The 22,133-nt window shown below is 69.6% G+C and carries 26 protein-coding genes; 20 read left to right on the top strand and 6 right to left on the bottom strand.

Going from position 1 to position 22,133, the window contains the following annotated elements; genetic code table 11:
* The first annotated feature begins 36 nt into the window (after window positions 1–36).
* From ruvB to folP, 14 genes are all read left to right on the top strand, one after another.
* The gene (gene ruvB / locus AC1RRS_RS19330; protein ID WP_492856532.1) at window positions 37–1,083 is read left to right on the top strand and encodes a Holliday junction branch migration DNA helicase RuvB; all 1,047 of its coding nucleotides are present in this window, start codon (window positions 37–39) and stop codon (window positions 1,081–1,083) included.
* Window positions 1,076–1,603 (top strand): hypothetical protein, encoded by a 528-nt coding sequence (locus tag AC1RRS_RS19325; protein WP_492856531.1) that lies wholly within the window; start codon window positions 1,076–1,078, stop codon window positions 1,601–1,603. The genes ruvB and AC1RRS_RS19325 overlap by 8 nt, the downstream gene beginning before the upstream one ends.
* Window positions 1,600–2,124 (top strand): hypothetical protein, encoded by a 525-nt coding sequence (locus tag AC1RRS_RS19320; RefSeq protein WP_492856529.1) that lies wholly within the window; start codon window positions 1,600–1,602, stop codon window positions 2,122–2,124. Before AC1RRS_RS19325 ends, AC1RRS_RS19320 begins: the two co-directional genes overlap by 4 nt.
* Before the next feature lie 50 nt (window positions 2,125–2,174).
* On the top strand, window positions 2,175–2,627 hold the full coding sequence (locus AC1RRS_RS19315; RefSeq protein ID WP_492856527.1) for a YbgC/FadM family acyl-CoA thioesterase: 453 nt from the start codon (window positions 2,175–2,177) through the stop codon (window positions 2,625–2,627).
* A gap of 136 nt (window positions 2,628–2,763) precedes the next feature.
* Window positions 2,764–3,462 (top strand): protein TolQ, encoded by a 699-nt coding sequence (tolQ, locus tag AC1RRS_RS19310; RefSeq protein WP_487289065.1) that lies wholly within the window; start codon window positions 2,764–2,766, stop codon window positions 3,460–3,462.
* A gap of 3 nt (window positions 3,463–3,465) precedes the next feature.
* On the top strand, window positions 3,466–3,987 hold the full coding sequence (locus tag AC1RRS_RS19305; protein ID WP_487289066.1) for an ExbD/TolR family protein: 522 nt from the start codon (window positions 3,466–3,468) through the stop codon (window positions 3,985–3,987).
* A gap of 16 nt (window positions 3,988–4,003) precedes the next feature.
* The gene (locus AC1RRS_RS19300; RefSeq protein ID WP_492856525.1) at window positions 4,004–4,870 is read left to right on the top strand and encodes an energy transducer TonB; all 867 of its coding nucleotides are present in this window, start codon (window positions 4,004–4,006) and stop codon (window positions 4,868–4,870) included.
* 44 nt (window positions 4,871–4,914) lie between these two features.
* Window positions 4,915–6,240: a Tol-Pal system beta propeller repeat protein TolB gene (tolB, locus tag AC1RRS_RS19295; protein WP_487289068.1), complete on the top strand. Its 1,326-nt coding sequence runs from the start codon at window positions 4,915–4,917 to the stop codon at window positions 6,238–6,240.
* A gap of 213 nt (window positions 6,241–6,453) precedes the next feature.
* Window positions 6,454–7,029 carry a peptidoglycan-associated lipoprotein Pal gene (gene pal / locus AC1RRS_RS19290; RefSeq protein ID WP_487289069.1) on the top strand — a complete coding sequence of 192 codons (576 nt, stop codon included), beginning with the start codon at window positions 6,454–6,456 and terminating at the stop codon, window positions 7,027–7,029.
* 116 nt (window positions 7,030–7,145) lie between these two features.
* Window positions 7,146–7,991, top strand: coding sequence for a tol-pal system protein YbgF (ybgF, locus tag AC1RRS_RS19285; RefSeq protein ID WP_492856523.1), 846 nt, complete (start codon window positions 7,146–7,148; stop codon window positions 7,989–7,991).
* Window positions 7,988–9,217 carry a tRNA lysidine(34) synthetase TilS gene (tilS, locus tag AC1RRS_RS19280; RefSeq protein ID WP_492856603.1) on the top strand — a complete coding sequence of 410 codons (1,230 nt, stop codon included), beginning with the start codon at window positions 7,988–7,990 and terminating at the stop codon, window positions 9,215–9,217. Before ybgF ends, tilS begins: the two co-directional genes overlap by 4 nt.
* Window positions 9,218–9,293: 76 nt before the next feature.
* Complete coding sequence (gene ftsH, locus AC1RRS_RS19275) at window positions 9,294–11,174, top strand: ATP-dependent zinc metalloprotease FtsH (RefSeq protein ID WP_487289072.1); 1,881 nt, start codon at window positions 9,294–9,296, stop codon at window positions 11,172–11,174.
* Window positions 11,175–11,341: 167 nt separating this feature from the next.
* Entirely contained in the window at window positions 11,342–11,836 is a 495-nt protein-coding gene (locus AC1RRS_RS19270; protein ID WP_492856522.1) for a YbjN domain-containing protein, read from the top strand.
* Window positions 11,837–11,868: 32 nt separating this feature from the next.
* Window positions 11,869–12,684 carry a dihydropteroate synthase gene (gene folP / locus AC1RRS_RS19265; protein WP_492856521.1) on the top strand — a complete coding sequence of 272 codons (816 nt, stop codon included), beginning with the start codon at window positions 11,869–11,871 and terminating at the stop codon, window positions 12,682–12,684.
* A gap of 149 nt (window positions 12,685–12,833) precedes the next feature.
* Here the strand turns inward: folP and AC1RRS_RS19260 are convergent, their stop codons facing one another.
* The 3 genes from AC1RRS_RS19260 to AC1RRS_RS19250 are packed head-to-tail and all read right to left on the bottom strand — an operon-like array spanning window position 12,834 to window position 14,520.
* A complete protein-coding gene (locus tag AC1RRS_RS19260) occupies window positions 12,834–13,742 on the bottom strand; it encodes an acyl-CoA desaturase (protein WP_492856520.1) in 909 nt (302 codons plus the stop codon).
* A complete protein-coding gene (locus tag AC1RRS_RS19255) occupies window positions 13,739–14,215 on the bottom strand; it encodes a hypothetical protein (protein WP_492856518.1) in 477 nt (158 codons plus the stop codon). The genes AC1RRS_RS19260 and AC1RRS_RS19255 overlap by 4 nt, the downstream gene beginning before the upstream one ends.
* Complete coding sequence (locus tag AC1RRS_RS19250) at window positions 14,212–14,520, bottom strand: hypothetical protein (protein ID WP_492856517.1); 309 nt, start codon at window positions 14,518–14,520, stop codon at window positions 14,212–14,214. Before AC1RRS_RS19250 ends, AC1RRS_RS19255 begins: the two co-directional genes overlap by 4 nt.
* Before the next feature lie 252 nt (window positions 14,521–14,772).
* Between AC1RRS_RS19250 and AC1RRS_RS19245 the strand changes: the two genes are divergently transcribed.
* Window positions 14,773–15,087 carry a metalloregulator ArsR/SmtB family transcription factor gene (locus tag AC1RRS_RS19245; RefSeq protein WP_492856515.1) on the top strand — a complete coding sequence of 105 codons (315 nt, stop codon included), beginning with the start codon at window positions 14,773–14,775 and terminating at the stop codon, window positions 15,085–15,087.
* A 67-nt stretch (window positions 15,088–15,154) separates the two neighbouring features.
* Entirely contained in the window at window positions 15,155–15,559 is a 405-nt protein-coding gene (locus AC1RRS_RS19240; protein ID WP_492856513.1) for an MliC family protein, read from the top strand.
* 244 nt (window positions 15,560–15,803) lie between these two features.
* Here the strand turns inward: AC1RRS_RS19240 and AC1RRS_RS19235 are convergent, their stop codons facing one another.
* Both AC1RRS_RS19235 and AC1RRS_RS19230 read right to left on the bottom strand, forming a co-directional pair.
* A complete protein-coding gene (locus AC1RRS_RS19235) occupies window positions 15,804–16,550 on the bottom strand; it encodes an exonuclease domain-containing protein (protein WP_492856511.1) in 747 nt (248 codons plus the stop codon).
* Window positions 16,551–16,605: 55 nt separating this feature from the next.
* Entirely contained in the window at window positions 16,606–17,505 is a 900-nt protein-coding gene (locus AC1RRS_RS19230; protein ID WP_492856510.1) for a hypothetical protein, read from the bottom strand.
* A 69-nt stretch (window positions 17,506–17,574) separates the two neighbouring features.
* Between AC1RRS_RS19230 and AC1RRS_RS19225 the strand changes: the two genes are divergently transcribed.
* Both AC1RRS_RS19225 and AC1RRS_RS19220 read left to right on the top strand, forming a co-directional pair.
* Window positions 17,575–17,904 (top strand): DUF1491 family protein, encoded by a 330-nt coding sequence (locus tag AC1RRS_RS19225; protein WP_110118447.1) that lies wholly within the window; start codon window positions 17,575–17,577, stop codon window positions 17,902–17,904.
* Window positions 17,905–18,042: 138 nt separating this feature from the next.
* Window positions 18,043–18,423: a hypothetical protein gene (locus tag AC1RRS_RS19220; RefSeq protein WP_487289090.1), complete on the top strand. Its 381-nt coding sequence runs from the start codon at window positions 18,043–18,045 to the stop codon at window positions 18,421–18,423.
* 16 nt (window positions 18,424–18,439) lie between these two features.
* Here AC1RRS_RS19220 and AC1RRS_RS19215 read toward each other — a convergent pair whose 3' ends face one another.
* A complete protein-coding gene (locus AC1RRS_RS19215; protein ID WP_492856508.1) occupies window positions 18,440–18,577 on the bottom strand; it encodes a hypothetical protein in 138 nt (45 codons plus the stop codon).
* Window positions 18,578–18,761: 184 nt separating this feature from the next.
* Here AC1RRS_RS19215 and AC1RRS_RS19210 point away from each other — a divergent pair, with 184 nt between their 5' ends.
* Together AC1RRS_RS19210 and AC1RRS_RS19205 are read left to right on the top strand one after the other, a co-directional pair.
* A complete protein-coding gene (locus AC1RRS_RS19210) occupies window positions 18,762–20,450 on the top strand; it encodes a DUF1570 domain-containing protein (RefSeq protein ID WP_492856507.1) in 1,689 nt (562 codons plus the stop codon).
* A 67-nt stretch (window positions 20,451–20,517) separates the two neighbouring features.
* Window positions 20,518–22,116: a peptide chain release factor 3 gene (locus tag AC1RRS_RS19205; protein ID WP_492856505.1), complete on the top strand. Its 1,599-nt coding sequence runs from the start codon at window positions 20,518–20,520 to the stop codon at window positions 22,114–22,116.
* Window positions 22,117–22,133 lie beyond the last annotated feature (17 nt).

Raw genomic sequence — 22,133 nt, 5'->3', positions numbered from 1 at the left:
GAGGTGTCGCGGAGCGACTGAGGGGGTCTGCGCCCAATGACCCGCATCATCTCCGGCGAAGCCCAGCACGGCGAGCAGATCCCCGGCGCTTCCGACCGCGCCATGCGACCCCAGACCCTGGCCGAGTTCGTCGGCCAGGAGCAGGCCAAGGCCAATCTGCGGATTTTCATCGAGGCGGCCAAGGGCCGGGGCGAGTCGCTCGACCACGTGCTGCTGTTTGGCCCGCCCGGCCTGGGCAAGACCACCCTGGCCCAGATCGTCGCCCGCGAGCTGGGCGTGAACTTCCGCGCCACCTCCGGCCCGGTGCTGAACAAGCCCGGCGACCTGGCGGCCATCCTGACCAATCTCGAGCCCAACGACGTCCTGTTCATCGACGAGATCCATCGGCTGTCGTCCAACGTCGAGGAGATCCTCTATCCGGCGATGGAGGACCACGTGCTCGACCTGGTGATCGGGGAGGGGCCGTCGGCCCGCTCGATCCGCATCGACCTGGCGCCGTTCACCCTGGTTGCGGCCACGACCCGGGCGGGCATGCTGGCCACGCCCCTGCGCGACCGTTTCGGCATTCCGGTGCGGCTGGAGTTCTACACCCCGCGCGAGCTGCGCCACGTGCTGCTGCACGCCGCCCGCAAGATGGGCGCGCCGCTGTCCGAAGACGGCGCCGACGAGATCGCCAAGCGCGCCCGCGGCACGCCCCGCGTCGCCGGCCGCCTGCTGCGCCGCGTGCGCGACTTCGCCACCGCCGACGGCGCCGAGATCATCGACCGCAAGGCCGCGGCCATGGCGCTGGCGAGGCTGGAAGTCGACGAGAGCGGCCTCGACAGTCTCGACCGCCGCTACCTGCGGGCCATGATCGAGCACTATGGCGGCGGTCCGGTGGGCGTTGAGACCATCGCCTACGCCATCGCCGAGGCCCGCGACGCGGTCGAAGACGTCATCGAGCCCTACCTGATGCAGCAGGGCTTCATCCAGCGCACCCCGCGCGGCCGCATGGCCTGCGGCAAGGCCTATCTGCACCTGGGCCTGACCCCGCCCGCCGCCCCGCCGTCGGCGACGCAGGGCGGGCTGTTCGGGGATGAATAGGGCCAAGGCGACCGACAGCGTCGCCTGGCGTTTCCGCGCGCCGTTCCCGCCGCAGGTCGTGCGGGAGCGTCTGGCGGCCAGCGTCGGCGGTCCGGAAGAGACCTTGATCGGAACGGTGCTTGGTCAGGTCGGCCTGGACTGGGCCAGGATCTATCACTGCGAGCGCCAGGGATACGCGCCGATTCCGCTGCGCATCGATTGGGTCGCTGATGGTGATGGAACGCTGCTGACCTGCCGGGTGCGGTCGCCGAGCAAACGTTTCCCTCAGGTGCTGGCTATCGGTATCGCGATGATAGCCGCCCTGTCGGCCTGGTTGGTGTTCGGCCCGATGGCGGCGGCGGCCGGCGGCCTGACCGCCGTCCATGTGATCCTGTTCGTGCTGTGGTGCCTGTTCCTGGGCGGCTGGGGTCTCTATGCGGTGGTCTTTTCCAACTACGCCTACCGCGACGAGCGCCTGCTCCTGATCGCCCACGCCCAGCAGGCGCTGAAGGGCGGGCCGGTGGAGGAGATCGCGGAATGAGGGACGGGTCATCCGTCTGGCGCTTCCGCACGCCTCTGTCGCCGATGGCCGTTTCCGAGCGGCTGGCCGAGAGCCTCGACCGCCCGGGCAAGGCCGCGCGGGCGGGCGTGAGCGGCGTCGTCGGCCCGGCCCACGCCAAGATCTATAGCACGCGTTACCAGGAGGGCGCGGCGACGCCGCTCCGGCTGGACTGGGTCGCGGACGGCGACGGCAGTCTCGTGACCTGCCAGACCCGGGCTGCCGGCCAGATGGGCAGGCAGGCCACGCGGGTCTTCCGCATCGGCTGGGTGCTGATCGCGGTGCTTGGCGCGCCGGGCGAGGTTCGCGCCGTTCTCGATCTCGACGACGGCGTTCCGCCGGGCGGGCCGCTCATGGGGCTGATCTTCCTGGCGCTGTTCGGCGTCGTGGCGATCTTTCTGCCGCGGCTGATCAAGTGGGGTCTGGGCGCGGAGCGCGACCTGCTGATCGCCCACGCCCGCGAGGCCGTCGAGGGTGGTCCGGTGGAGGAGGCGCGCGAATAATGCGAAACCTGCCTCGCGCCGCCGACCGAAACGGCTGAAAAGAGACCCTGATGAGCCAGGAACCGATCCCCACCGCCGGCGTCTTCGTCGGGACCGAGCACCAGCTGCCCGTCAGGATCTACTACGAGGACACCGACTTCTCGGGGATCGTCTATCACGCCAACTACCTGCGCTACTTCGAGCGCGGGCGCAGCGACTTCTTCCGGATGATCGGGGTGTCGCACACCGAGCTGGCGGCCATCGACACGGCCTTCGCCATCACCCGCATGGAGATCGACTTCAAGCGCGCGGCGAGGGTCGACGACGCCCTGGTGGTGCACACGGTGTGGAACCGGATCAAGGGCGTGCGCCTTCTGGCTCGGCAATGGATCACGCGGGGGGAGGACCTGGTCTGCGCCGCCAATGTCGAGGCCGTCTGCATCACGCTGGACGGCCGCCCCCGCAAGCCCTCCGCCGAGATGAGCGCCAAGGTGACCCCCTGGCTCGCGCCAGAAGAAGGCTGACGGCGCCCGCCCTGCAAATGCAGATCGCCGATCGTCGAAAAATGGGCCGTCTGTAGCGACGTCATAGTTTCAACATTGCGCCGCTTCATGCAGTAAGGCGCTGACCAATCACTTCTAGACTGACGCAGGATACCGCATGGACGCCGCCGCCAGCGCGCAAAGCTTCTCCTTCATCACGCTGTTCATGAACGCCGACTGGGTGGTCAAGCTGGTGATGATCGGGCTGATCCTGGCCTCGCTGGGTTCGTGGGCCGTCATTCTCGACAAGCTGTTCCGCTTTTCCGCCCTCAACCGCGCCGCCGATCGCTTCGAGGAGCAGGTCGGTTCGGGCCGCTCGCTGGAGGACGTCGCCGGCGAGGCCGGATCGAACCCGCGCCACGCCCTGCCGCGCATGCTGCAGGCGGCGCTGAAGGAATGGCGTGAAGCGAAAGCCAAAGGCGTGCAGAGCGAGGGCCAGGTGGCCCTGCTGAGCCAGCGCATCGACCGCGTGCTCGACACCCAGATCGCCCGTGAGAGCGCCAAGGCCGAAGAGGGCCTGGGGAGCCTCGCCATCGTCGCCACCGCCTCGCCGTTCGTCGGCCTGTTCGGCACGGTCTGGGGCATCATGCACGCCTTCCAGAGCATCGCCGCGGCCAAGAACACCTCGCTGACCGTCGTGGCCCCGTCGATCGCCGAAGCCCTGTTCGCCACGGCCATCGGCCTGATCGCCGCCATCCCGGCCTACATCGCCTACAACAAGTTCTCGACCGACGCGGGCAAGTACGCCGGCCGCCTGGAGAACTTCGCCGACGACCTGTCCACCGCCATCCAGCGTCGCCTGAGCGAGCGGGTCTGATCCATGGCGATGTCTTCGAACGACGCCTTCGCCACCTCGGGCGGCGGCCGGGGCCGCCGTCGCCGCCGGCGCGGCAAGGGGGCCCTGTCCGAGATCAACGTCACCCCGCTGGTCGACGTGATGCTGGTGCTGCTGATCATCTTCATGATCAGCGCCCCGCTGCTGACCTCGGGCGTCGAGCTGGAGCTGCCCAAGACCGAGGCCGGCGCGCTGAAGAACGAGCAGGAGCCGATCACCGTGTCGGTCCGCCATGACGGCGCGGTGTTCATCGGCGAGGACCAGGCCCCGTTCGCCGACTTCGCCAGCGTGGTCACGGCCAAGGCCGGCGACGCCACCGACAAGCCGATCTATGTCCGCGCCGACGGCAAGGCCCCCTACGAGGTGGTCGCCCAGGTGATGGCCGCCCTGTCGAAGGCCGGCTTCACCAAGATCAACCTGCTCACCGACACCGGCGGACCGGACTCGGGCGCCGCGCCGCAGGACGCCCAGCCGGTCGGCGCCGGCGACCTGCGTCCGGCGCAATGAGGACTATCCGAGGCTGATGCGCGAGGAACGCAACAACCTGTCGCCGGCGCTGATCGGCTCCGTCGTCCTCCACGGCCTGGTCGTGGCGGCGGTGATGATCGGCTGGCCGTGGAAGACCTCCAAGCCGATCGTCATCGGCGAGAGCGTGCCCGTGACCATCGTCACCGAGGGCCCCACCAACGTGCGCCCGGCCATCGAGGACCCTGTCGAGCAACTGGCCGAGACCGTCGAGCCCGCGCCCGACGCCACGCCCGAGCCGCCGGCTCCGACGCCCGCGCCGACGCCCCAGCCCGCGCCGCCCAAGCCGCAGCCGGCGCCAACGCCGAAGCCGCAGCCGACGCCGCCCAAGCCGGTTCCCAGCCCCGCGCCCAAGCCGCCCCAGCCGCAGCCCAAGCCGACGCCGCAGAAGCCGACCCCGGCCAAGGCCGAGCCCGACTTCTTCTCGTCGCTGGAAAAGACCCTGTCGAAAACGGCCAAACCGGCCGGCAAGCCGACCTCGTCGGCCCAGCAGGGCCAGACCAACCGTCCCGAGACCGCCGCCCAGGCCCGTCCGGGCGCCGGCGAGATGACCGCCCTGCAGTCGGCGGCCCTCAACGGCATGAAGGACGAGATCCAGCGGCGCTGGAACCCCAACTGCGAGGTCGTGGGCGGCGGCGCCATGCAGGTGAAGCTGGTCTTCAAGCTGACGCCGAACGGCCGCGTCTCGGGTCAGGTGACCGCCAACGGGGCCGAGAACTCGAGCGACGCCATCGTGCGCACCGAGGCCGAGCGGGCGATCCGGGCCGTCTACCAGTCGGCGCCGTTCGAAGGCCTGGCGCCGCAGTACTACAACACGCAGCTCAACCTGAACTTCAAGGCGCGCGACGCCTGCGCCGCGCGTTAGACGTCGAACGACGCCGAAGAGACGAGATGGAAGGAAGCCCGACGATGACCAAGCGCAAGCATCGCCTCGCCACGCCGCTCCTGGCCATGAGCCTGGCCCTGGCCGGCTTCGCCGCGACCGCCGCCCTGCCGGGCGTCGCCGCCGCCCAGATCGAGATCGACATCGACAAGGGCGCGGTCAAGCCGATGCCGGTGGCCATCCCGGCCTTCGCCGGCGCCCAGCGCGGGGCCGACATCGCCCAGGTCATCAGCGGCAATCTCGAGCGCTCGGGCCTGTTCCAGCCGCTGAACGTCGGCGGCGTGACCGACAAGCTGGCCGACGTGAACGTCCAGCCGCGCTTTCCCGACTGGCAGGCCACCGGCGCCCAGGCCCTGATCAACGGCCAGGTGACGGTCGGCGCCGACGGCTCGCTGCGCGTCGACTTCCGCCTGTGGGACACCTTCAGCCAGCAGCAGCTTCTCGGCCTGCAATTCACCTCGACGGCCGAGAACTGGCGCCGCGTGGCCCACAAGATCAGCGACGCGGTCTATGAGCGCCTGACCGGCGAGAAGGGCTATTTCGACACCCGCGTGGCCTTCGTCGCCGAGAGCGGCCCCAAGCTCGCCCGCGTCAAGCGCCTGGGCATCATGGACCAGGACGGCGCCAACCCGCAGTACATCACCGACGGCTCGTCGATCGTGATGACCCCGCGCTTCTCGGCCACCAGCCAGGAACTGACCTACATGGCCCTGCGGCCGACGGGGTCGAGCATCTACCTGCTGAACCTGCAGACCAACCGCCAGGAGACGGTCGGCCGCTTCCCCGGCATGGTGTTCGCCCCGCGCTTCTCGCCCGACGGCAAGAAGGTGGCCTTCTCGGTCGAGAAGGGCGGCAACAGCGACATCTACGTGCTCGACCTGCGCACCCGCCAGTCGACCCGCATCACCACCGACCCGGCCATCGACACCTCGCCGTCGTTCTCGCCGGACGGCACGAAGATCGTCTTCAACTCCGACCGCGGCGGCCAGGCCCAGCTCTATGTGATGAACGCCGACGGCTCGGGCGTGCGCCGCATCTCCTACGGCGGCGGCCGCTACACGACGCCCGTCTGGAGCCCGCGCGGCGACTACATCGCCTTCACCAAGCAGACCGGCGGCCAGTTCCACATCGGCGTCATGGCCGTGGACGGCGGCGGCGAGCGCCTGCTGACCACCAGCTATCTGGACGAGGGCCCGACCTGGGCGCCGAACGGCCGGGTGCTGATGTTCTTCCGCGAGGGCAGCGCCGGCAATCCGCGTCTCTGGACCGTCGACATCACCGGCCGAATCCTGCGTCCGGCCGCCTATCCGGGCGCGGCGTCCGATCCCGCCTGGTCGCCGCTTCTGGACTGATTTCACCCCTTCGGAGCTGAGAAACGCGAAGGTTTCGCAACTTTCCACAGGCCCGACGCGTTGGAGCGTGGCTGTTCATCCGCCATTCACCCGATAGGTGAAACGAGGTGGAACGGCATCACACTGACGCCATTGTGAGGTCCAGGGAACGTTTTTGCGGGGCGGAGCAAGAGCAGCGCCGGTAAGAGTTTTGAACCCAGGCCGTACCTAGACTTGAGGAGATACTGGATGAGCTTCGACACCAAGGGCGCCGCCCGACTGGCGCTGATCGGCCTGGCCGTGGCCTCGCTGGCCGCCTGTACCTCGCGGCCGAAGCCGACGGGTCCGGTCGAGCCGACGCCGCCGGCCCAGCCGCAGGCGCCGCAGCAGCCCTACACCCCGCCGGCTCCGGTTCCGGATCCGACCCCGCAAGGTCCGCTGCCGGGCACCATCCAGGACTTCGTCGTCAATGTCGGCGACCGCGTCTATTTCGACACCGACGAATACTCGGTCCGCGCCGACGCCCAGCCGGTCCTGGCCGGTCAGGCCCAGTGGCTGAACCGCTATCAGTCGGTCCGCGTCCGCATCGAAGGCAACGCCGACGAACGCGGCACCCGCGAATACAACCTGGCTCTGGGCGCTCGTCGCGCCAACGCCATCCGCGAGTTCCTGATCGGCCAGGGCGTCGCCGCCTCGCGCATCGAGACGATCTCGTTCGGCAAGGAGCGTCCGCTGGATCCGGGTACGGACGAAAACGCCTGGGCCAAGAACCGTAACGGCCGCACCGCCATCACCGACGGCGCGCGCTAAGCCTCTCGGCTGACCGATCGAAGGCCCTTCTCCGCACGCCGGGGGAGGGCCTTCTTTCCGTCTGGCCCCACTAATCCGGCCGCACTTTTGTCCGCAACCAGGGCATAATCGTCGACATGAAGCTGAAATCCGCGCTCCTCGCCTCCGCCCTGCTGCTCGCCGCCGCCGCGCCGGCCCTGGCCCAGACGCCGATGCCCGATCCGCTGGACGACCGTTCTGCCAAGCGCATCGAGAAGATGGAGAAGGTCGTTCGCGAACTGCGGGCGATCGTCTTCCAGGGGCGCGACACCGGCAAGCCGGTGGTCGTGCAGACCGCCGAGACCGACGCCCAGATCGCCGCGCTCAACGACCGCATCACCGACCTGGAGCAGACCATCCAGCGGATGAACGGCCAGAACGAGACCCTGACCCACGACATCGACGTGGCCCGCCGCGCCTCGGACGGTCAGAAGGCCCGCGCCGACCAGCTGGAGCAGCGCCTGGCCGCGCTGGAAGGCAAGATCACCACGCTGGAGACCGCCGCCGCCACGGCCGCCGCGGCCCAGATCCCGCCGCCGCCTCCGCCGCCCCCGGCCGATCCGGCGACCGCCTTCAAGCAGGCCCGCCAGCTGCTGCTGGACGGCGACTACACCGGCGCCGAGAACGCCTTCGGCGGCTTCGTGGCCAGCTATCCCGACGACGCCAAGGCGCCCGAGGCCCGCTACTGGCTGGGCGAGACCCAGTTCGTGCGCGAGGCCTATGGCGACGCGGCCGGCTCCTATCTGGGCGCGGTGCGCGGCTGGCCGCAGACCAGCTGGGCGCCCAACGCCGTGCTGAAGCTGTCGCGCTCGCTGATCGCCCTGAAGAAGCCGGCCGACGCCTGCCGTACGCTGGACGAACTGACCAAGCGCTATCCGAAGGCTCCGGCCGACGTGGTCAGCAAGGCCAAGAGCACCCGCGTCCAGGCCAAGTGCGCGGCCTGACCGGCGAGCGCGACCTTTCCAACGTCTTCGCCGCCGTCCTGGAGCGGCGTCTGCGGCCGGGGGCGACCACGCCCCTGGCCGTCGGCTTTTCGGGCGGCAGCGACAGCCTGGCCCTGCTGCGGCTGACGCTCGACTGGGCCGCCTTGCATGGTCGGCCGGTCCTGGCCCTGACCGTCGACCACGGCCTCAATCCCGCCAGCGTCGCCTGGACCGCCGACGCCCTGGCCAAGGCCCAGGCGCTTGGAGCCGACGCCCGCGCCCTGCACTGGACCGGCGACAAGCCCTCGACGGGCCTGCCCGCCGCCGCCCGCGCCGCCCGCCACGCCCTGCTCGGCCAAGCCGCCCGCGAGGCCGGAGCCAGCGTCCTGCTGCTGGGCCACACCGCCGACGACCGGGCCGAGGCCGCCCGCATGCGGGCCGAGGGCTCGACCACTCCCGATCCGCGCCTCTGGGCGCCGTCGCCGGTCTGGCCGGAGGGGCGGGGCGTCTTCCTGCTGCGACCGCTGCTCGACGTCCGTCGCCAGGCCCTGCGCGCCTTCCTGGCCGAGCGCGGCGAGACCTGGCTGGAGGATCCCGCCAACGCCGATCCCCGCTTCGCCCGCGCCCGGGCCCGCGCGGCCCTGGCTGACGAGGCGGCGGGCGAGCCGCCCATTCTTGCCGAGGACCTTCCGGCTCCGGTCGCCGTCGAGGGCGAGCACGCCCTGCGCTTGCCGCGCGGCGCCTGCGCCGCCCAGGTCGCCGCCGCCTGCCTGTGCGCCGCCGGCTCCACCACGCCGCCGCGCGGCGATCGCCTAGCGCGGCTGGTCGAGCGGCTGGCGCGGGGCGAGACCTTCACCGCCACCCTGGCCGGCGCCCGCATCGTCGCCGACGGGGATGGCGTCCTCTTCGTCCGCGAGGCTGGCGAGGCCCGGCGAGGGGGGCTAACGAGCCTTTCCCTGGCCGCCGGCGAGACCGCCGTCTGGGACGGTCGCTACCTCGTCACGGCGCGCGAGCCGGTGACGATCCGCGCGCTCGGCGGTCTTTCGGCCCGATTGCCGGCCTCCGAGCGCCTAGTTCTGAAGAATTTTCCGGCCGCCGTCCGACCGGTGCTGCCGGCGGCGCTCGACGCTTCCGGACAGGCCTCTAGCCCGATCCTTGCAAGGGATAGCGCGTTCGGTGCGAGCGTGCTGATCCGGGAAAGGTTCGAAGCCGCGTGCGGCTTCATCGATCAAGAACCCGCGACCTGATATCGCGCGCGTGGCGAAACGCCGTCAGTCGTCCTATCTTGGGTCGACGAGCGATAGCTTTGGGAAGACGACGCGTATGAATCTGAGGAACGTGGGCATCTGGCTGGCCATCGTGTTCGTCCTGATCATGGCTTGGACCGTGATGCGACAGGGCAACCCGGTGCACCGCGAAGGCGGCGCCAGCTATTCGCAGCTGCTGAAGAACATCGATAACGGTCAGGTCAAGAAGGCCGAGATCAATGGTCAGCAGGTCAAGGTCACGGCCGCCGACGGCAAGACGGTCTATGTCGTCAACGCGCCGTCGAACAACGAGGACCTGATCAAGCGGCTGGAGGCGCGCAACGCCGACATCCAGATCCAGGACCCGAACAAGTTCAACGTGCTCGGCCTGTTCCTGAACATGCTGCCGATCCTGCTGCTGATCGGCGTGTGGATCTTCTTCATGCGCCAGATGCAGGGCGGCACCAAGGGCGCCATGGGCTTCGGCAAGTCCAAGGCCCGCCTGCTGACCGAGAACAAGAACCGCGTGCTGTTCGACGACGTCGCCGGCGTGGACGAGGCCAAGGAAGAGCTGCAGGAGGTCGTCGACTTCCTGAAGGACCCGGCCAAGTTCCAGCGCCTGGGCGGCAAGATCCCCAAGGGCGCCCTGCTGGTCGGCCCTCCGGGTACGGGTAAAACCCTGATCGCCCGCGCCGTGGCCGGTGAAGCCGGCGTGCCGTTCTTCACCATCTCCGGTTCGGACTTCGTCGAGATGTTCGTCGGCGTCGGCGCCAGCCGCGTGCGCGATATGTTCGAGCAGGCCAAGAAGAACGCCCCCTGCATCATCTTCATCGACGAAATCGACGCCGTCGGTCGCCACCGCGGCGCCGGCCTGGGCGGCGGCAACGACGAGCGCGAGCAGACCCTCAACCAGCTGCTGGTCGAGATGGACGGCTTCGAGGCCAACGAAGGCATCATCCTGATCGCCGCCACCAACCGTCCCGACGTTCTGGACCCGGCCCTGCTGCGTCCGGGCCGCTTCGACCGCCAGGTCGTGGTGCCGAACCCGGACGTCGCCGGCCGCGAGAAGATCCTGCGCGTGCACATGAAGAACGTGCCGCTGGCCGCCGACGTCGACGTCAAGACCCTGGCCCGCGGCACCCCCGGCTTCTCGGGCGCGGACCTGGCCAACCTGGTCAACGAAGGCGCCCTGACCGCCGCGCGCAAGAACCGCCGCATGGTCACCATGCACGACTTCGAGCACGCCAAGGACAAGGTCATGATGGGCGCCGAGCGCCGCTCGATGGCCATGAGCGAAGACGAAAAGAAGCTGACGGCCTATCACGAGGGCGGCCACGCCCTGGTGGCCCTGAACGTCCCGGTCGCCGACCCGGTCCACAAGGCCACCATCGTGCCGCGCGGCCGCGCCCTGGGCATGGTCATGCAGCTGCCGGAAGGCGACCGCTACTCGATGAGCTACGACATGATGACCTCGCGTCTGGCCATCATGATGGCCGGCCGCGTGGCGGAAGAGCTGATCTTCGGCAAGGAGAAGATCACCTCGGGCGCGTCTAGTGACATCAGCGCGGCCACCAACCTGGCCCGCAACATGGTCACCCGCTGGGGCTTCTCCGACGACCTGGGCACCGTGGCCTATGGCGACAACCAGGAAGAGGTGTTCTTGGGCCACTCGGTGGCGCGCACCCAGAACGTCTCGCCCGACACCATGGTCAAGATCGACGCCGAGGTCCGTCGCCTGGTGAAGGGCGGCGAGGACGACGCCCGCCGGATCCTGACCGAGAAGCTGGAAGACCTGCACTCGGTCGCCAAGGCCCTGCTGGAGTTCGAGACCCTGAGCGGCGACGAGATCATCGGCGTCACAAAGGGCGTCACGCCGATCCGCGAGGAGACCGAGGAGAAGAAGCCGACGGGTCCCGTCGCCTCGGTGCCGGTCTCGCCCACGGGCGTCACCGCCTAAGGCGCGAACCAGCCTTTGTAAGACCGCGAAAGCCGGATCCGCTCGTCGGGTCCGGCTTTTGTTTTGATCCACCGGTCGTCCACGGCTTCCTTGCGGCCCCGTTCTGGTCTTCCCGGGCGAGGGGGTGGTACAGCTTCCCTTCGGAGTTGAAACGCAAGGGAACGCGCATGAAGACGTCGATGCTGGGCCTGATGGCCGGAGCCCTGGTCGCGACCACCCCTCTCCTCATCCCTGGGGCGGCTTTGGCGGCGCCGGGCGACATCCACGCCGACGGCATGACCGGCCCCGAGGTCGCCAAGTGGCTGCAGGACGCCGGCTACAAGGCCGAGCTGACCAAGGACGAGACCGGCGACCCGATGATCAAGAGCGCCGCCGGCGGCGTGAACTTCACGGTCTATTTCTACGACTGCACCGCCAAGCCGCGCTGCAAGGCCCTGCAGTTCGCCGCCAGCTTTGACCTCAAGCAGCCGATGTCGGCGGCCAAGATCAACGAGTGGAACCGCCAGAACCGCTACCTGAAGGCCTATATCGACGACGAAGGCGACCCCTACGTCCAGTACGACGTCAACATCAACGCCGGCCGCAGCACGGCCGTGCTCGAAGACGACTTCGGCGTCTGGACCTCGATGATCGACGACTTCACCACCTTCATCGGCTGGTGACGCGAGGCGCCCCTGGGGGTACATCCCGGGCCATGATCCATGCCGTCCCGCGCGTCATGGGCGTGGTCAACGTCACGCCCGACAGCTTCTCGGACGGCGGCCGGTTCTTCGATCCCGCCGCCGCCCTGTCCCACGCCCGCCGGCTGATCGACGACGGCGCGACCATCCTCGACATCGGCGGCGAGAGCACCCGGCCTGGCGCGGACCCGGTGTCCGAGGCCGAGGAGATCGCCCGCGTCGTCCCGCTGATCCGCGCCATCCGGGCCGAGAGCGACGCCGCCATCTCGATCGACACCATGAAGCCGGGCGTCGCCCGCGCCGCCGTCGCCGCCGGGGCCGACATCTGGAACGACGTGGCCGCCCTGCGCTTCGCGCCCGACGCCCCGGAGGTCGCGGCCGAGCTGGGCTGCGAGGTGATCCTCATGCACATGCGCGGCGAGCCGGGCACGATGCAGGACGAGCCGTGCTATGACGACGTCGTCGCCGAGGTCGAGGCCTTCCTGCTGGCCCGGGCGCTCACCGCCATGGCCGCCGGCGTCGAGCGCGAGAAGATCTGGCTCGATCCCGGCATCGGCTTCGGCAAGACGCCGGCGCATAACCTGGCTTTGCTGTCGGCCCTGCCGCGCTTCGTGGCCCTGGGCTACCGCGTGCTGCTGGGCGCCAGCCGCAAGCGCTTCATCGCCGCCATCGACCCCCGCGCCCAGGACGCCCGCGACCGCCTGGGCGGCTCGCTCGCCGTCCACCTGCACGGCGCCGACTGCGGCGTCGAGGCCGTCCGCGTGCACGACGTGCGCGAGATGAGCCAGGCCCTGGCAGTGTGGAAGGCGATCGTCGCGGCGGGGCGGTAAGTGCTTGCTCCTCCCCCACTTGTGGGGGAGGGGGACCGCGAAGCGGTGGAGGGGGCGAGACTGGGCTCAGTGCTGGCGGTCGCCCCCTCCGTCACGCTGCGTATCCGCAGCGCGCCACCTCCCCCGTTGCTCGGGGGAGGAGTAGGGGCCTACGCCCGCGCCAGCTCCGGCCGGTCTGGCAGGGTCTCCGGCGTCCGCACGTTCCACGCCAATCCCAGCCGCTCCAGCAGGCGGATCAGAGCGAAGCCCCAGTCGGCCTGGCCGGGATAGAGGCCGATGCGGGCCGAGCCGGGCCAGGCGTGGTGGTTGTTGTGCCAGGCCTCGCCCATGGTCGGGATCGCCGCCCAGGGCACGTCGTGGGCCTGGACGCCCGAGGTCTCGACCAGCCAGCTCTGCGGGCCCGTGCGATGGGCCAGGCGCCCGACGTACCAGTGGCCGGTCACCGACACGCAGACCCGCGCCGCCACGCCCCACAGCAGCCACGGCCAGCCGCCCAGGGCGAATAGCACGAGCGCGACCGGGACCTGCTGCAACATCCAGGTGCGCTCCAGGAAGCGGTAGAAGCTGTCGTCGGCGATGCGGGGCGGGATCTCCTGGCGCGGCGGTGCGTCCAGCACCAGCCGACCGTGCAGGTTCCAGGCGTAGTCGGTCCAGAAGCCGGCGCGGTTGGAGAGGTAGGGGTGGCAGGCGGCCTGCCGCTGGCCCCAGTCGCGCAGGTCGTGGGCGGCGATCATGCCCAGCGGCCCGCTCATGCCCACCAGCGTGCCCAGCCACATCATCGGATAGTCCAGCCAGCGCGGGCTATCGAAGCTGCCGTGGATCAGCCGCCGGTGGAAACCCACCGAATGGCCGACCAGCAGGGTGGCGCCGGTGGTCAGCACGAAGACGGCCAGGGCGCTCCAGCTGAAGAAGAACGGCGCGGCCAGAGTCCCGGCCAGCATCGCGCCCTGCCAGAGCGAGGTCGCCGGCGCCCAGACCACGCGGCCGCTCGCCGCGTCGCCGCCCGCGTCCGGCGCGATGGAATGGACGGCGTAGGGATCGTCGTGATGTTCGCTCATCGCGGGGCGTCCTTTCCGTAGGCGACGCGGACCACGACCCAGCCGACGACGGCGCCGGCCAGGCCCATCAGGAGCACGCCCTGGATGGCGTCCGCGATGTGGCGAGCGGTGATCGGGCCGCTGGGCGCGTACAGCATGACCAGGAGGCGGAAGAGACCCACGACGGCCGCGACCAGGATCGCGCCGGCGATCGCTTCCGCCCGCCGCGATCGCGCGCCGCGCCGATGCAGCGCGACGCCGACCGGAAGGCCGAAGACCAGCAGGCCCAAGGCCCAGAAGAAGGCGAAGATCAGCAGGACCGGGCTGGCCACGACCAGCGTCATGTCGCCGATGAGCAGGCTCTCGACCTGCGCCCAGCCGGCATGGAGCGCGGCGCCTACGGACGAGCCGGCCAGCAGGGCGACGACCACCTGGAAGGAACTGGTTTCCGGCAGGCCCGGTGTGGCGTGAGGGGCGTCTTGATGGTCGCTCATCGTGCGATCCGCGCGGGACGATAGGCCAGATGGACGATGAGCCAGCCGACGATCGCGCCTATAGCTCCGAACGTCGCCAGATTGGTCGCGGGATCGGGCCAGGCCATCCCGTGGTTGGGGTCCAGGATATTTTCGGGGCCAATGAGAGGCTGCATGCAAAGAGGCGTGATCGTTCCTCCCAGCACGCCGCCCGCCCATCGTCGGGTCAGTCCTATCCCGTGGAGCAACGCCCATGACGGTGCTCCGATAAGCAGGAGGCCGCTGATCCAGAAGAAGGAGGTGAGGGGGAGGGAGAAGATCAGCATGAATAGCCCCTCGCCCAACCGCCCTCCCGTAAAGCTGATCGTCATGAGGTTGAGGCTCGATAGGGCTGAGCCGACAATGGAACCGGCGCTCAGGCTGAACGCGATCGTGGCTGGGCTGGGGCCGGTTTTCGCACGCGGGACGGTGGATGGTGTTCGATCGGACATCGCCGCGGTCCTTATTTGAGTAAGCTATTCCTTAAATACCTCACTGCTAATTTGCAAGGGATTAGCGAAGCGCTTAAATACCCTTTCATGCAGCGTGTTTTCGAAGCCCTGTCGTCGACGGTCCGGCGCAAGATCCTGGCCTATCTGGCCCATGCCGACCTGACGGCGGGCGAGATCGCCTCGCGCTTTTCGATCTCCAAGCCGGCGGTGTCGCAGCACCTGTCGATTCTGGAGGCCGCGGGCCTGGTCAGCAGCGAGAAGCGCGGCCAGTTCGTGCACTACAGCCTGGCGCGCGACAGCCTGGTCAACACATTGAACGACTTCGTCCAGGAGGTCTGCCCGGTCGCCAAGCCGCTGAGGGCCGAGAGCGCCCGGCTGAAGGCCGACCGCGACGGCGAGTGATCGGCAACGAAGGTCGGCCAGCCGACGTTATAGGGGCGTGGAACCTTCGCTTTCGGGGAGCTTGCCGATGATCCGCCCGCTGTTCGTCGCCGGCCTGGCCGTGCTGGCCTTGGCCGCCTGCGAGAGGAAGACGCAGGCGCCCAAGCCCGCGCCGACGCCCGACGGCCTGGCCCAGAGCCCCGCGCCGGCGACCCCCGCCGCCCCGGCGGTCAAGGAGATCGTCTACGCCTGCGCCGACGGCCAGGCGCTGAAGGCCCGCTATCTCGACGACAAGACCGCCGTCGTCGAGTACGGCGGCAAGACCCGCACCCTCACCGTCGCCATGTCGGCCAGCGGCGCGCGTTACGTCGGCGACGGCCTGCAGTGGTGGACCAAGGGCATGACCGACGGCCTGGTCTCCGAGCTCAAGCCCGGCGAGGACGTCGCTAGCGGCAAGCCGGTCGAGTGCCTGGCCCCGTCCGAGGCGGGGTAGATCAAGGAAGCCCTCTCTCTTTGAGAGAGGGAGGGGCCCACGCCAAAGGCGTGGGAGGGTGAGAGGTAACAAACTCACCGAATGAAGCGCGGTCGTTCGACCTCGCGGTTTGCAGGTGCGGATAATGGAGGGCTGCACCTGGAAGCCCGTCGGAACGCGTTGGGATTCGCCGGCCAGCGGTGAAACCTCTCACCCTCCCACCGCTACGCGGCGGGCCCCTCCCTCTCTCTAAGAGAGAGGGGCTTCAAAGCAGCGTCCCTTGCCTGGGCTCCGCCTCAACCACCTCCACCGCATCCCCCCGCCGCCGCAGTTCCGTCTCGGCGCTGAAGCGCAGGTTGACGTCGCGGTCCTTGGCCAGGGTCAGCAGGGCGTCGCCGTCGAGCTGGTCCCAGGCCTTGCCACGATGGGCGCCGGTCGGCACGCGGGGCAGCAGGCCGGGCTGCTCGCTCCAGGCCAGCAGCTGCTCCAGCGAGGCGGCGTTCAGCATGTCGCGCAGGTGGTGGGCGGTGACATAGGCGTCGGGCAGGGCGCGGTGGGCGGGCAGGCCCAGCTCGTGGACCAGGCCCTGCGGCATGCGCTGGTAGCGCAGCATCTGGTTGGAGAAGCTCTGAAGGTGCGGCCACAGGCGCAGGGCGCATTTCCAGGTGCAGATCCACGGCGTGGTCCCCGCCAGCTTCGGCGTGCAGTAGCGTTGCTCGAACGAGGCCCGGTGCGCGGCGAGGGCCGCGACGCCGCCTTCGGGCCGCAGCGCGTCCGGCGCGGCGTCCTTCCAGAACGGCGCGCCGGCGACGTCGGCGTCGAGGATGTGGTGCACGGCCATGGTCTCGGGCGAGATCGGGCGGCCCGGATTGATCAACTGCGACCCGCGAGCCCCGTCGTCGACGCGCCACGGGCCGTCGGCGTCCTGGACCACGTCCTGCCAGCCGATCTCGCAGACGTCGTGGGGGCCGTTTCCGGCGGTCTCCAGGTCGATGACGCGGACACGCTGCATGGAGCCAATATGGCCCCCGGTCGCCGCCGCGCCAAACGGCGCGGTCCCAAATCTGTCAGCTGACGCGCAGGAAGGCCCGGCCGGCGGCGAAGTCGCCGACTTCCACATAGGCCCGGCGCACGGTCTCGCCGCCGTCGCGGCCCTGGATCACGAACTCGATGGTGATCGCCTCGCGCGGGTCGAGCCGGGCGATGACGTCGCCGGCCTCGCGCGGGAAGCGGAAGCTCATGCCGGTCTTGGCGCTGGTCGGCAACAGGGTGGGGGCGGGCACGGGATCGCGGGTCTCGGCCCCGAACACCCGGCTGGCGACGCGCGGGGCGGCGTTGTCGGCCAGGCCGCCGCCGTTGCGGGCCTTCAGGTACGGTCCCTGGGTGCGGGTCGGGTCGCGCATCACCAGCCGCGCGGCGTAGGGGCGCGCGCCATCGGCGAAGGTCGCCACGGCCAGCAGCTCGATGTTGCGGCCGGCCAGGCCGAAAACCAGCCGGTCGCCGCCGAAGCTCGAGGGCTGCGACAGCCGCCAGAACGGGATGGTCGCCGAGCTGGCGCGGTCGGCTATCCAGGTGGCGCGGTCGCCCGGATAGTTCATCCGCTGCAGCAAGGCGTAGCCTTCGAAGGCCTTGCGCACCCGGCCGGCGGCGGTGCCCAGGTCCTTGGAATTGCAGGGCACCGAGGCGGCCTTGGCGTGGGCGCGCTGCTGCACGCCGTCCAGCTGGTCGCTGCTGGCGCCGGCGCGCAGGGCCGCGCCCCGGGCCTGGGCCTTGCCCGCGTCCAGCGCGCCAGACAGCGACGGGCTGAACAGGCCGCAGCGCGCGCCGGCGGCGCTCATCAGGCTGCGTTCGTAGAAAAGGTCGGAGGGCGTGGCGGCCGCCGTCTGGGCCGCGCACAGGGACGCGAGGGCGAACACGGTCGCCATCGAGCGCCGCTTGCGCGCGCGGTCAGTCTTCTTGGTGGCCATTTTCTCGTATTCTGCGAGAGAGGATGTTCGGGCGGACCTTATCCGCCTCTGGTTGCGGTTCGGTTAGCGATGCTTCTTTCGACGGATCTCTGGGTGGGCGCATTGATCCGCCGCGCCGAACTGGGCGGCGCCTTCGCCATGGTGGCCCGCAAGGGCGACGTCCGGGCCGGCGCCGTACTGGTCAAGGTGGTCGATCGCCGGGCTGGAACCGTGCGGCTCTACAGCGAGGCCACGCGCGGCGACGGCGAGCGGGTATGGATGCAGCCGATCCGCTCGGACTTCGAGCCCGACCTCGACGCCTATGCCGAGCGCGCCGCGCGCATCGATCCGGACGTCTGGGTGGTGGAGATCGAGGACCGCGAAGGTCGCCACTTCCTGACCGAGCCGGTCGAGGCCTGACGGCGGCCCCTCGACGCCGGATTTGGGGGAGCAAAGTTCTCTGCAACGATCCACAGCATTAACCTTGCCGCTAAACCAGACCGAAAGTCCGGCGCGGCAGGATGTCGCAGGTCTCCTAGCAGCCCCCGCAAACCGCCCATGCTCTTTTTGATGAACGACGTCGTGCTCAGCCTGGACGCCGCCGAACTGTCGCCGCCGATGACGCGCGACCGTTTCGCGGCCCTGTCGCTGAACTTCGTCGCCGAGCTGGGCAAGGAGCTCTACGCCCAGGAGCCGCTGCTGCATCACAAGCAGGTGGAGAAGGCCAAGCGCCTGGCCGCCCTGGTGATCGCCAAGGCGCCGGAGATCAACGCGGCCCTGTTCATCGCCCCGGCCCGGGGCTGCCTGATCGAGCAGGTGCAGGTGCGCTACGCCCAGATCGGCATCGAGGTCATGGGCGCGCTGCACCAGCGTCAGAAGGCTGGCCAACTGACCAATCTGGAAGCCGATCGCCAGGTCTGGCGTCGGCTGGCCGCCTGAGGCGCGGCTGGACCTGCTAGATCAGCAGGCCGGCCAGCAGGTTCAGGGCGAGGGCGAGAACCACCAGTCCCGCCACGACCGTGCCGAGGCAAAGCGTGCTTTGCCCCAGGGAGCGCTGACGGATATGGCGGCGAGGGTCTTCGGCCAGGGCCATGTCGGTTCCTCCGTCGCCCCGACGGCTCTCGGGGGCCGAACGTCGGCGACGTGAGCAGCATGACTCCAATCCCATAGCGTGCACAGGGTTTTTTGCGTCGGCGGCCGTTCGCGCGCTGGAGACGACTTGTCAGGCGCCGGCCTTCTCCTCCATATCCACGTGGGGTTGCGGTTGGGGGACTACAGTGGCTTTCCGTGAGTTCTTGCTCGCCGGCGTGGCGGGTGCACTGGCTATTGGCCTTGGCGCGGCGCCGGCCGTGGCGCGGGCGCAGGATCAGGCCGCGGCGGCGGTCGCCGCCAAGCCGGCGCCGAGCGCCGATGCGCCCGGCCGCTGGCTGCGGGCCGAGAGCGCGCATTTCATCGTCTATTCCGATCGCGGCGAGCCCACGCTGCGCAGCTACGTGACCATGCTGGAGGACTTCGACGGCGTCCTGCGCGTGCTGCAGAACCGCACGACCGCCGAGACCCCGCGCAAGCTGCCGGTCTATCTGGTGAGCAACATCAACCAGCTGCGCCGCGCCTATCCCGACGCCGACGATCAGCTGGGCGGCGTCTATTTCAACGCGCTGGACGACATCTTCGCCATCGCCATCCGGGCCGAGCGCGGCAGCGCGTCCAACGGCAGCGACGACGTGGTGCTGCACGAGTACGTGCACCACTTCATGATGCAGTACTTCCCCAACGGCTATCCCGGCTGGATGATCGAGGGGCTGGCCGAGTACTACATGACCGCCGACCTCCAGCCCAAGAAGGTGCTGGTCGGCAGCGCCAACGCCGGCCGGGGCTATTCGCTCTACAACGAGCGCTGGCTGCCGATGGAGGACATGCTGAGCAAGGAGCCCGGCGAGCTGCGCTCCGACGACATGGCCACCTTCTACGCCCAGGCCTGGCTGCTGACCCACTACGTCTGGACCGACAAGCAGCGCTGGACCAAGCTGCAGGACTATCTCGCCGCCATTCGCGCGGGCGGCGACCCGATGGAGAGCTGGACCAAGGTCTTCGGCGAGGACTCCAAGACGCTGGAGCGCAACCTGCGGACCTACATGCGCAAGCCGCTGATGGGGGTGGCGATCACCCGCACGCCGCCGCCGCCGCCGCAGATCGCTTTCACCCGCATGCCGGCGGGCGCCGACGATCTGATCCTCGAGGCCCAGCTTCTGAAGCGCGGCGTCAGCGACGAGCAGGGCGCGGTGCTGCTGAAGAAGGTGCGAGAACTGGCCGCCAAGCGTCCCGGCGAGTTCTACAGCCGCCTGGTGCTGGCCCGCGCCGAATGCGACCTGGGCGACCGCGCGGCCGGCGAGAAGATCCTCAAGACCCTGCTGGACGAGCGGCCGACCGACCTGGAGGCCCTGCAGGTCATGGCCTACAGCCGACTGGCCGCCGCCCGCAACGCCGACTACGACGACGCCAAGGCGATCTACGCCGAGGCGGCCAAGTATCTGGGACGGGCCCACAAGATCGACGGCGACAACTATCTGACGCTCTACGGCTACGCCGAGGCGCGGTCCTTCGATCGCGATCCGTCGCAGAACACGCTGAACGTCGTCTTCCGCGCCGCCGAGATCGCTCCTCAGAGCCCGACGATCCGGATGAACGCCGCCAGCCTGTTCACGCGCGCGGGCCAGTACGGCGTGGCGCGCGACATGCTGACGCCGATCGCGGCAAACCCGCACGGCGGCGGCGCGGCGAAGATGGCGGCCAACATGCTCAAGGAGCTGGAGGGCAAGGCCGACCGGCCGCCGCCGCCCGTCCAGGCCGCGGCCCCGACGCCCGCCCCGGCCTCGACCAAGCCGCCGGCCAGGACCCCCGGCGGCGGCGCGTCGAAGGGGGCGTCCCAGACCGGGGCCAAGGCCGGGGCCAAGCCCGCCGGCTGAGCCGGCGGCTTCCGGTTCCCGCCCCGGAAAAGGTGACAAGGACGCGCGGGGGCGGTAGTTCCGCCGGATGAGCACCTCTCCCGCCGCTGAAGCCGCCCGTCGGCGCACCTTCGCCATCATCAGCCACCCCGACGCCGGCAAGACGACGCTGACGGAAAACCTGCTGCTGGCCGGCGGGGCGATCCGCGCGGCCGGCGCGGTGAGGGCGCGCGGCCAGGCGCGGCGCACCCAGTCGGACTGGATGAAGATCGAACGTGAGCGCGGGATCTCGGTCTCGGCGTCGGTGATGACGTTCGACCACGACGGCCTGATGTTCAACTTGCTGGACACCCCGGGCCACGAGGACTTCTCGGAAGACACCTACCGCACCCTCACCGCCGCCGACGCCGCGGTCATGGTGCTGGACGCCGCCAAGGGCATCGAGCCCCAGACCCTGAAGCTGTTCGAGGTGTGCCGCCTGCGCGACATCCCGATCATCACCTTCATCAACAAGATGGACCGCGAGGCCCAGGACCCGTTCGAGCTGCTCGACGAGGTCTCGTCCAAGCTGGCCCTCGACCCCGCGCCGCTCTACTGGCCGGCCGGTTCGGGCGGGCGCTTCAAGGGCATGCTCGACCTGCGCAGCCAGCAGTTCCTGCCCTACGCCAAGAAGAGCTCGACCGACGAGGAGGGCCACCCCGACGCCGTCGCCTTCAACGGCAACGCCATCGTCCAGTACCTCGAGCCCGACGAGCGCGCCGAGCTGGAAGAGAACGCCATGCTGGTCACCGAGGCCGGCAAGCCGTTCGACGTGCAGTCGTTCCTCGAAGGCCACATGACGCCGGTGTTCTTCGGCTCGGCCCTGCGCCACTTCGGCGTCGACCAACTGCTGGCCGGCATCGGCGCCTACGCCCCCGCGCCCAAGCCGGCCAAGGCCAGCAAGGCCGGGGCCGAGACCCATGTCGCCCCGGGCGACGGCGAGGTCTCGGGCTTCGTGTTCAAGGTCCAGGCCAACATGGACCCCAATCACCGCGACCGGATCGCCTTCCTGCGCCTGACCAGCGGCCGCTTCACGCGCGGCATGAAGCTGAAGGCCCAGAACACCGGCAAGGCCATGAGCGTCAACGCGCCGATCATGTTCTTCGCCAGCGACCGTGAACTGGCGGAAGACGCCTTCGCCGGCGACGTCATTGGGATTCCGAACCATGGCGTCTTGCGGGTGGGCGACAGCCTGTCGGAGACCGGGTCGCTGCGCTTCGCCGGCCTGCCCAACTTCGCCCCGGAAATCCTGCGCCGCGTGCGGGTCAAGGATCCGCTGAAGGCCAAGCACCTGAAGAAGGCGCTCGAAGGCCTGGCCGAGGAAGGCGTCACCCAGCTGTTCCGGCCGATGATCGGCTCCGACTTCATCGTTGGCGCCGTCGGTCAGCTGCAGTTCGAGGTCATGGCCGACCGCCTGGCCAACGAGTACCAGCTGGACGTGATCTTCGAGAACAGCCCCTATGCCGAAGCTCGCTGGCTGGTCGGCGAACGCGCCGACGTCGAGGACTTCGAGAACAAGCACAAGACGGCCATGGGCCGCGACATCGACGACCAGCCGGTGTTCCTGGGCAAGAGCGGCTGGGAGATCAACTACGTGGCGGAGCGCTACCCGAAGGTGCGCTTCGAGCGGACCAAGGAACGGGGCTGAGGCCTGGCTGAGTCGCC

This window comes from Caulobacter sp. GW821-FHT12A07, assembly GCF_058807655.1.
Note: the sequence above shows the minus strand (reverse complement) of the source record. Positions and strands in the feature narration are given on the sequence as shown.

Coding starts and splice junctions, on each gene's coding strand:
- ruvB (WP_492856532.1), top strand. CDS start 37: ATGACCCGCATCATCTCCGGCGAAGCCCAGCACGGCGAGCAGATCCCC.
- AC1RRS_RS19325 (WP_492856531.1), top strand. CDS start 1,076: ATGAATAGGGCCAAGGCGACCGACAGCGTCGCCTGGCGTTTCCGCGCG.
- AC1RRS_RS19320 (WP_492856529.1), top strand. CDS start 1,600: ATGAGGGACGGGTCATCCGTCTGGCGCTTCCGCACGCCTCTGTCGCCG.
- AC1RRS_RS19315 (WP_492856527.1), top strand. CDS start 2,175: ATGAGCCAGGAACCGATCCCCACCGCCGGCGTCTTCGTCGGGACCGAG.
- tolQ (WP_487289065.1), top strand. CDS start 2,764: ATGGACGCCGCCGCCAGCGCGCAAAGCTTCTCCTTCATCACGCTGTTC.
- AC1RRS_RS19305 (WP_487289066.1), top strand. CDS start 3,466: ATGGCGATGTCTTCGAACGACGCCTTCGCCACCTCGGGCGGCGGCCGG.
- AC1RRS_RS19300 (WP_492856525.1), top strand. CDS start 4,004: ATGCGCGAGGAACGCAACAACCTGTCGCCGGCGCTGATCGGCTCCGTC.
- tolB (WP_487289068.1), top strand. CDS start 4,915: ATGACCAAGCGCAAGCATCGCCTCGCCACGCCGCTCCTGGCCATGAGC.
- ybgF (WP_492856523.1), top strand. CDS start 7,146: ATGAAGCTGAAATCCGCGCTCCTCGCCTCCGCCCTGCTGCTCGCCGCC.
- ftsH (WP_487289072.1), top strand. CDS start 9,294: ATGAATCTGAGGAACGTGGGCATCTGGCTGGCCATCGTGTTCGTCCTG.
- AC1RRS_RS19270 (WP_492856522.1), top strand. CDS start 11,342: ATGAAGACGTCGATGCTGGGCCTGATGGCCGGAGCCCTGGTCGCGACC.
- folP (WP_492856521.1), top strand. CDS start 11,869: ATGATCCATGCCGTCCCGCGCGTCATGGGCGTGGTCAACGTCACGCCC.
- AC1RRS_RS19260 (WP_492856520.1), bottom strand. CDS start 13,742: ATGAGCGAACATCACGACGATCCCTACGCCGTCCATTCCATCGCGCCG.
- AC1RRS_RS19255 (WP_492856518.1), bottom strand. CDS start 14,215: ATGAGCGACCATCAAGACGCCCCTCACGCCACACCGGGCCTGCCGGAA.
- AC1RRS_RS19250 (WP_492856517.1), bottom strand. CDS start 14,520: ATGCTGATCTTCTCCCTCCCCCTCACCTCCTTCTTCTGGATCAGCGGC.
- AC1RRS_RS19245 (WP_492856515.1), top strand. CDS start 14,773: ATGCAGCGTGTTTTCGAAGCCCTGTCGTCGACGGTCCGGCGCAAGATC.
- AC1RRS_RS19240 (WP_492856513.1), top strand. CDS start 15,155: ATGATCCGCCCGCTGTTCGTCGCCGGCCTGGCCGTGCTGGCCTTGGCC.
- AC1RRS_RS19235 (WP_492856511.1), bottom strand. CDS start 16,550: ATGCAGCGTGTCCGCGTCATCGACCTGGAGACCGCCGGAAACGGCCCC.
- AC1RRS_RS19230 (WP_492856510.1), bottom strand. CDS start 17,505: ATGGCCACCAAGAAGACTGACCGCGCGCGCAAGCGGCGCTCGATGGCG.
- AC1RRS_RS19225 (WP_110118447.1), top strand. CDS start 17,575: ATGCTTCTTTCGACGGATCTCTGGGTGGGCGCATTGATCCGCCGCGCC.
- AC1RRS_RS19220 (WP_487289090.1), top strand. CDS start 18,043: ATGCTCTTTTTGATGAACGACGTCGTGCTCAGCCTGGACGCCGCCGAA.
- AC1RRS_RS19215 (WP_492856508.1), bottom strand. CDS start 18,577: ATGGCCCTGGCCGAAGACCCTCGCCGCCATATCCGTCAGCGCTCCCTG.
- AC1RRS_RS19205 (WP_492856505.1), top strand. CDS start 20,518: ATGAGCACCTCTCCCGCCGCTGAAGCCGCCCGTCGGCGCACCTTCGCC.